This is a genomic window from Streptomyces triticirhizae, assembly GCF_003696235.1.
Lineage (GTDB): Bacteria > Actinomycetota > Actinomycetes > Streptomycetales > Streptomycetaceae > Streptomyces > Streptomyces triticirhizae.
In genome coordinates this window covers 41712-48692 of the sequence record NZ_RFFJ01000019.1, presented here as the reverse complement: position 1 = coordinate 48692, position 6981 = coordinate 41712, and the positions used below count along the sequence as shown (strand labels likewise).

Sequence of the window (6981 nt, the reverse complement as noted above, 5' to 3'; positions counted from 1 at the left end):
GGCGCGCGTGCCGCCCAGCGCACGCCGTCTCCGCGCGCCGCCCGCGCACGCCGCCCGTGCCCCGGGTGCGCCACGGCGCCGCGCCCGGGGGAGACTGGGAGGGTGGCGGGCAGACGAGCGCGGCGGGCGGCCGACCGGGGACAGGTGACCGAGACGGTCGAGGGCGGGGTCGCCCAGCTGGTGCCGGACCCGGATCGGGCGGACGCCTGGGAGCTGCTGTTGGACGGCGCTCCCCAGTCGCACGTGGACCTGGCCGATCCGACGCGGCTCACCTTCGAGTACCAGCGCAGGCTGGGGCACCTCGTCGATCTGATGGCCCCCGCCGGACGCCCCGTGCGGGTGCTGCACCTCGGCGGCGGGGCGCTCACCCTGGCGCGCTATGTGGCCGTGACCAGGCCGCGCTCCAGCCAGCAGGTGGCCGAGCCGGACGCCCCGCTGACCGCCCTCGTGCGCCGGCACCTGCCGCTTCCGGACGGCGCGCGGGTGCGGGTGCGCGCCCTCGACGCCAGGCAGGCGCTGTCCAGGGTCCCGCCCGGCTGGGCCGACCTGGTCATCACCGACGTCTTCGCCGACGCCAGGACCCCGGCCCACTGCGCCAGCCTGGAGTTCCTCGACGCGGTCAGGGGAGCGCTGGCCGTCGGCGGCTGGTACGCCGTCAACTGCACGGACGGGCCGCCGCTCGCGCATCTGCGGGGGCAGGTCGCCACCCTGCGGGCCCGGTTCCCCGAGGTCTGTCTGATGGCCGAGCCGGCCGTGCTGCGCGGCCGGCGCTTCGGCAACGGCGTGCTCTGCGCGGCCGACCACCCGCTGCCGGTCGCCGAGTTGACCCGCAGGGCCGCCGGCGACCCGTTTCCGGCGCGGCTGTTGACCGGGCGGGAACTCGCGGACTTCACCGGCGGCGCGGCCGTGGTCACGGACGCCACGGCCCGGCCGTCGCCGTCCCCGCCGGAGGGAACTTTCCCCTGATCAGGGGCCGTTGTCAGACCCTCGTGTCACAGTGTGTGCTCGAACGGAGACTTCGAGTGTGACAAGGGGTGGGGATGAGCGTGTGGGGCCTCGATCGGGTGAGTCGGGCGGCGCGTCACGGGAGCTGGCTGGCTCGTGGACGCCGGCCTCGGGGAACAGCGGTGCAGCGGTTATCAGTGAGAACGATCATGGTCAGGGCGCGAGTGCGCTGGCCCTGTTCTCGTACTCGCGGCGGGCCTTGCGCTGGGCCGGCACTGCGGGAAGGCCCTGGCCGCCGTCGAGCGGCGGCGGCGTACGAATGCCAGCTTCGGAAGGCCGCCGTCGAGGCCCTGAGCCGCACTCTGGCCGCAGAACTCGGCCCCCGAGATATCCGGGTCAACTCCCTTGCCCCGGGGCCGACCGCCACCGACTTCAACGGCGGTGCCATGCGGGATGACGCCCGTATGCGCCAGGGGCTGGCCGGGCAGACCGCGCTTGGCCGTGTCGGCGAACCCGAGGAGATCGGCGACGCCATCGCCACACTGGCGTCCGACGGCCCGCGCTGGATGACCGCCCAGCGCGTCGAGTCTCCGGCGGCGCCTTCCTGTGACCGACCGAGCGAGTCTGTCCCTGGCCACAGGCAACGGCGCGCCGGATTCATTCCGCGCCAGTCTCGTCTTCATCCAGCTCCGACGCGTCCGGGGCGCGTACCGAACCGCGCACATCTGGAGCGCGAACCCGAGCCGGTGATGCTCCGTCCGCCGCAGGGCGATCAGGTCCCGGTCCACGTCGTCCAGGAAGAAGAACCGCTCCAGCTCGGGCCTCGTCGGCTCCTCGGCGAACGTCCCGTACGCCTCGGCCCGCTCATCGCTCAAAGGATTCCACCGGCACGAGCCGGACCGCGGCCAGCCCCGGACCGGGCCCGGAGGCGCTTCACCGAACCCCAGCGGCGAAGTGGATCACTGCGCTGGACGGCCATGATCGTTCTCACCGATAACCGCTGTACCTATGTTCCCCGAGGCCGGACGCGGACGCCCCCGGCCCGGCCGCGCCGGGCGCGGTTCCGGACCGGGGGCCTGTCTCCCCCGCCCTCCCTCCCTCGGCGCCCGCCTGGGGCGATGGCTCGCCCGGTGCGGCGGGGTGCTGCGGGAGGGCTTCCGGGTAGGGCGGGGGGAGCGTGGCGGCGCCGGCCGCCCGGGGTCAGCCGGCGGCGGGCAGTTGCCCGGAGCCGACCACTCCCGCGTACCAGCGCGCGCTGGCCTTCGGGGTGCGCCGCAGCGTCTCGAAGTCCACGTGCACGACGCCGAAGCGTTTGCTGTAGCCGTACGCCCACTCGAAGTTGTCCATCAGGGACCACAGGAAGTAGCCGCGCACGTCCACGCCCTCGGCGATCGCCTGGTGCACCGCGTCCAGGTGGCCGTGGAGGTAGCTGATGCGGTCCGGGTCGTGGACGGCCCCGCTGGCGTCGACCTTGTCGTCGAACGCGGCGCCGTTCTCCGTGATGTAGAGCGGCAGGTCGGGGCGTTCCTCGCCGAAGCGCCTCAGCAGCTGCACCAGCCCGGTCGGGTCGATGACCCAGCCCATGTCGGTGCGTTCGCCCGGCGCCAGGTGGAACTCGACGCTCTCCGAGCCCACCCAGGGCGAGTGGTCGGAGGCGCCGTGCCCGTCGTTGCGCGGCGCCTCCCTGCCCTCCACCGGCGCGGAGACCACGGTCGGCGTGTAGTAGTTGAGCCCGAGGAAGTCGATCTGCTGGTGGATCTCGGCCTCGTCGCCGTCCCGCACGAAGGACCAGTCGCTGACGTGCGCGGTGTCCTCCTTCAGGTCCCCGGGGTAGGCGCCGTGCAGCACCGGGTCGGTGAAGATCCGGGTGTGCAGCGCGTCGATGCGGCGCGCGGCGTCCTGGTCCTCCGGGGACTCGGTGTGGGACCTGATCACCCCGGGGTTGAAGGTGATGCCGATCTGCGCCTCGGCCGGCAGCACCGTGCGCAGCGCCTGAACGCCGAGCCCGTGCGCGAGGTTGAGGTGGTGGGCCGCCTTCAGCACCGACTCGGGCTCGGTCCGCCCCGGGGCGTGCACCCCGGAGCCGTAGCCGAGGAACGCGCTGCAGAAGGGCTCGTTCAGCGTGGTCCACAGCCTGACCCGGTCGCCCAGCGCCGTGGCGACGAGATGCGCGTACTCGGCGAAGCGCTCGGCGGTCTCCCTGGCCGGCCAGCCGCCGGCGTCCTCCAACTCCTGGGGCAGGTCCCAGTGGTAGAGGGTGATGGCCGGGGTGATGTTCCGCTCCAGCAGCCCGTCGGCCAGGGCCCGGTAGAAGTCCAGCCCGCGCTGGACGGCGGGGCCGCGCCCGGTGGGCTGGACCCGGGACCAGGACACCGAGAAGCGGTAGGCCTGGAGGCCGAGTTCGGACATCAGGTCGAGGTCGTCGGACCAGCGGTGGTAGTGGTCGCAGGCCACGTCGCCGTTGTCGCCCTGGAAGACCTTGCCGGGGGTCCGGCAGAAGGTGTCCCAGATGGACGGAGTACGGCCGTCCTCGCTCGCCGCGCCCTCGATCTGGTAGGAGGCGGTCGCCGATCCCCACAGAAAGTCGGCCGGGAAGACCCGTGGTTGCTTTTCAGTCATGGAAGCGCTCCCATTCTTGCTCGTAGAGAGGGTATCGAAGCCGGACCGGCGGGGTGCTCAGCCCTTGAGTGCGCCGTGCATGATGCCGCCGACGATCTGCCTGCCGAACAGCACGAAGGCGATGAGCAGAGGCAGTGTGCCCAGGAAGGCGCCCGCCATGATCACGCCACGGTCGGGTACGTAGCCCTGCCCCAGCCCGGTCAGCGCGACCTGCACCGTCGGGTTCTGTTGGGTCAGGGCGATGATTGGCCAGAAGAACTCGTTCCAGGCCGCCACGAAGGTCAGCATTCCCAGCACGGCCATCGCCGGTCGGGCCGCCGGGAAGACCACGTGCCAGACCACCCGGAGGCTGTTGGCCCCGTCCACCCTGGCCGCCTCGATCAGCTCCGTCGGCAGCGCCTGCACCAGGTACTGGCGCATGAAGAAGACGCCGAAGGCGCTGACCATGGTCGGCAGGATCACGGCCTGGAGCTGGTTGGTCCACTCCAGCTTGGCGATCGCCATGAACAGCGGGACCACGGTGAGTTGGGGCGGCACCATCATGGTGCCGATGACCAGCAGGAGGAGCAGGTTCTTCGCGCGGAACCTCAGCTTGGCGAAGGCGAAGCCGGCGAGCGTGGCGAACAGCACGGTGGAGATGGTCACGGTCCCGGCCACGAAGATCGTGTTGATCATGGCCGTGCCCATGTTGGCGTCGGTCCAGGCCGCCTCCAGGTTGGTGAACAGCCGCCCGCCGAACCAGAACGGCGGAGTCGTCTCCGCCAGCCGGGAGTTGGTGTGCGAGGCCGCGATCGCCGACCACAGCAGCGGGAAGAGCGAGCCGACCGTGAAGACGGTGAGGATGAGATAGGTCAGCCAGCCGGCGCGCAGGTGGCCCCCGGCCCGGCCGGCCCTCCCGGCCCGCCTGCGGCGGCTTCCTCCCCGGGGCGGCGGGTCCGTCGTCTCCCGCGTGTTCGGGGCGATGACAGGTGCTGTCGCCATCACGCCTCCTCGCCGTTGCTCTTGCCCACCAGCCGGGTGAGCACCCAGTAGAGAATGCCGATGACGATCAGCAGCAGGAACATCGTCCAGGCGATGGCCGCCGCCCGGCCGAGGTGCAGGTTGAACCAGCCGGTCTCGTACATGTAGAGGCCCAGGGTCTGGTACTGACTCTGCGAGCCACCGTTCTCGCTGCCCGCCAACAGGTAGGCCTCACCGAAGAGTTGGGTGGCGCCGATGGTGGAGATCACCACGGTGAAGAGGATGGTGGGCCGCAGCGCCGGGATGGTCACATGGCGGAACTGCTGCCACCGCGAGGCGCCGTCCAGGGACGCCGACTCGTAGAGGTCGTTGGGCACCGCCTGCATCGCGGCCAGATAGATCAGGGTGTTGTAGCCCGTCCACCGCCAGATCACGATCGAGGAGACCGCGAACTGCGAGGACCAGGTCCCCGCCTCCCAGCTCACCGGGTCGATGCCGACCAGGTCGAGCGCCCAGTTGATCATGCCGTAGTCGCGGCCGTAGAGCATGGCGAAGACCAGCGTGGCCGCCGCCACCGAGGTGGCGTACGGCGTGAGCATCGCCACCCGGAACATCATGCTGCCGCGCATCCGGTAGTTGAGGATGTGCGCCAGGCCCAGCGCCATCAGCAGCTGCGGGACCGTGGAGATGAGGCCGATGGTGAACGTGTTGCGGAGCGCGTTCCAGAAGAACTCGTCGTCCCAGAGCCGCGAGAAGTTGTCGAAGCCGACCCACTCCATCTCGTTCGGGTTGGTCATCGACACCTGGTGCATCGCCGCCCACCCGGTGTAAAGGAGGGGGAAGAGCCCAAAGGCGGCGAAGAAGAGGAAGAAGGGGGAGATGAAGGCGTAGGGGCTGTACTTCAGGTCCCATCGATACCAGCGGGAGCGGCGCTCGGTCCGCTTCCGCTCCTGGGAGGGAGGGCCGTCGGCCTTGCCGGAATCGTGGCGCGGGGCCGCGCCCCCCGAGGTGACGGAGGGCGCGGCCGAGGCGTGGTCAGTTGTCATCTACCTGTCCCGGTCATTCCGCGAGTGCGTTGTCCAGCTGGCTCACGACGCTGTCCCAGGCCTCGTCCCCGGAGATGCCCTGCTGCTCCAGCGCGGCCAGGCCGTCGGTGATGCCCTGCTGGATCACCTGGTCCTGCGGGCCGATCACCGAACTCGGGATCTCGGCCGCCGCCTCGGTGAAGATCTGCCCGATGGGCGCGTCCTGGAAGTACTCGTGGGTGGCTTCGAGCACCTCGGGCAGCTCGTGGGCCGCCGCCGAACTCGGGAAGCTGCCACGCTCGGTGAAGAGCTTGGCCTGCTGCTCGGGGGCGGTCAGCCAGGCGGCCAGCTTGACGGCTTCTTCCTTGTTGTCACTGGCCTCGGGGACGCCGATGAAGGAGCCGCCCCAGTTGGAGGGCGAGGGGGACTGGGCGACGTCCCAGGCGCCCTGGCCGTTCTCGCCGGCCTCGGACTGGATGTAGCCGAGCATCCAGGCCGGGCAGGAGGCCACGGTGGCGAAGGCGCCGTTGGCGAAGGCGGTGTTCCACTCGTCGCTGAACTGCTGCTGACGGTCGGTCAGTTCGCCCTCGGCGGCCTGCACGGAGAGGTCCCAGGCGGTCTGGACGGCCTCGCTCTCCTGGTAGTTCACCTCGCCGTCCGCGCTGTAGTACCGCTCCTCGTAGCCGGAGACGACGGCGTTGAACATGCCGCCGGCGGAGTCGAGGTAGGCCACGTCGGCCGGCCCGTTGGCGAGGAACTGCTCGCCGACGTCGAGGTAGGACTGCCAGTCGGCGAAGAGCGCGCTGACCTCCTCGCGGTCGGTCGGAAGCCCGGCCTCCTCGAAGTAGTCCGTGCGGTAGCAGATGCCGGTCGGACCGATGTCCGTGCCGAGCCCGATCACCCGGCCGTCCTCGGTGGTGGCCTGGTCAAGCTTCCAGGGAAGGAAGTGGCTGGTGTCCACGTCCTCGTACTCGTTGAAGTCGACCCAGCGGTTGTTGAGGTCGCCGGTCATCTCGGCGATGTTGCCGACCTCGATGGCCTGGATGTCCATCAGACCGCTGTTCTGCGCGAGGCGGGTGCGCAGCTGGGCGATGTAGTCGCCGTTCTCGGTGATGGAGTCCTGCGTGATGGTGACGTTCGGGTTCAGCTCCATGTACTCGTCGTACAGGCCGGCCTCCTCGAAGCCGAACTGGCCGAAGACGCCGATGCTGATCTCGACGTTGCCGTCGCCGCCGCCCTCCTCGTCGTCGCTGCCGCAACCCGCGAGGACGCCCGTGGCAAGGGTGGCGGCTACCCCGAGGGCGAGGACCCGGGTGGTTCTGCGGTTGGGCCGGTGAAAAGTGCGTGCTCTATCGCGCATGACGGATTGTCCTCCTGGCGCACACATGACGTTGCCTTCCCGGCCAGTGGTGCGGCTGTGGGGGATGGGCCT

5 protein-coding genes and 2 pseudogenes are annotated in these 6981 nt (G+C 70.5%); 2 read left to right on the top strand and 5 right to left on the bottom strand.

The features are described 5' to 3' along the window. Positions 1-102 precede the first annotated feature (102 nt). Together EBN88_RS06255 and EBN88_RS31620 are read left to right on the top strand one after the other, a co-directional pair. The gene (locus tag EBN88_RS06255) at positions 103-966 is read left to right on the top strand and encodes a spermidine synthase (RefSeq protein ID WP_122182797.1); all 864 of its coding nucleotides are present in this window, start codon (positions 103-105) and stop codon (positions 964-966) included. A gap of 74 nt (positions 967-1040) precedes the next feature. Then, positions 1041-1466, top strand: a pseudogene (locus EBN88_RS31620) (SDR family oxidoreductase); the annotation flags it as partial. A 177-nt stretch (positions 1467-1643) separates the two neighbouring features. Here EBN88_RS31620 and EBN88_RS06240 read toward each other — a convergent pair. From EBN88_RS06240 to EBN88_RS06220, 5 genes and pseudogenes are all read right to left on the bottom strand, one after another. Further along, positions 1644-1820, bottom strand: a pseudogene (locus EBN88_RS06240) (DUF4158 domain-containing protein); the annotation flags it as partial. A gap of 325 nt (positions 1821-2145) precedes the next feature. After that, positions 2146-3564 (bottom strand): GH1 family beta-glucosidase, encoded by a 1419-nt coding sequence (locus EBN88_RS06235; protein ID WP_122182796.1) that lies wholly within the window; start codon positions 3562-3564, stop codon positions 2146-2148. Between the two features lie 57 nt (positions 3565-3621). Continuing rightward, positions 3622-4545, bottom strand: coding sequence for a carbohydrate ABC transporter permease (locus tag EBN88_RS06230; protein ID WP_122182795.1), 924 nt, complete (start codon positions 4543-4545; stop codon positions 3622-3624). After that, positions 4545-5570: a carbohydrate ABC transporter permease gene (locus EBN88_RS06225; protein WP_122182794.1), complete on the bottom strand. Its 1026-nt coding sequence runs from the start codon at positions 5568-5570 to the stop codon at positions 4545-4547. The genes EBN88_RS06230 and EBN88_RS06225 overlap by 1 nt, the downstream gene beginning before the upstream one ends. A 13-nt stretch (positions 5571-5583) precedes the next feature. Beyond that, positions 5584-6909: an ABC transporter substrate-binding protein gene (locus EBN88_RS06220; RefSeq protein WP_122182793.1), complete on the bottom strand. Its 1326-nt coding sequence runs from the start codon at positions 6907-6909 to the stop codon at positions 5584-5586. Positions 6910-6981 lie beyond the last annotated feature (72 nt).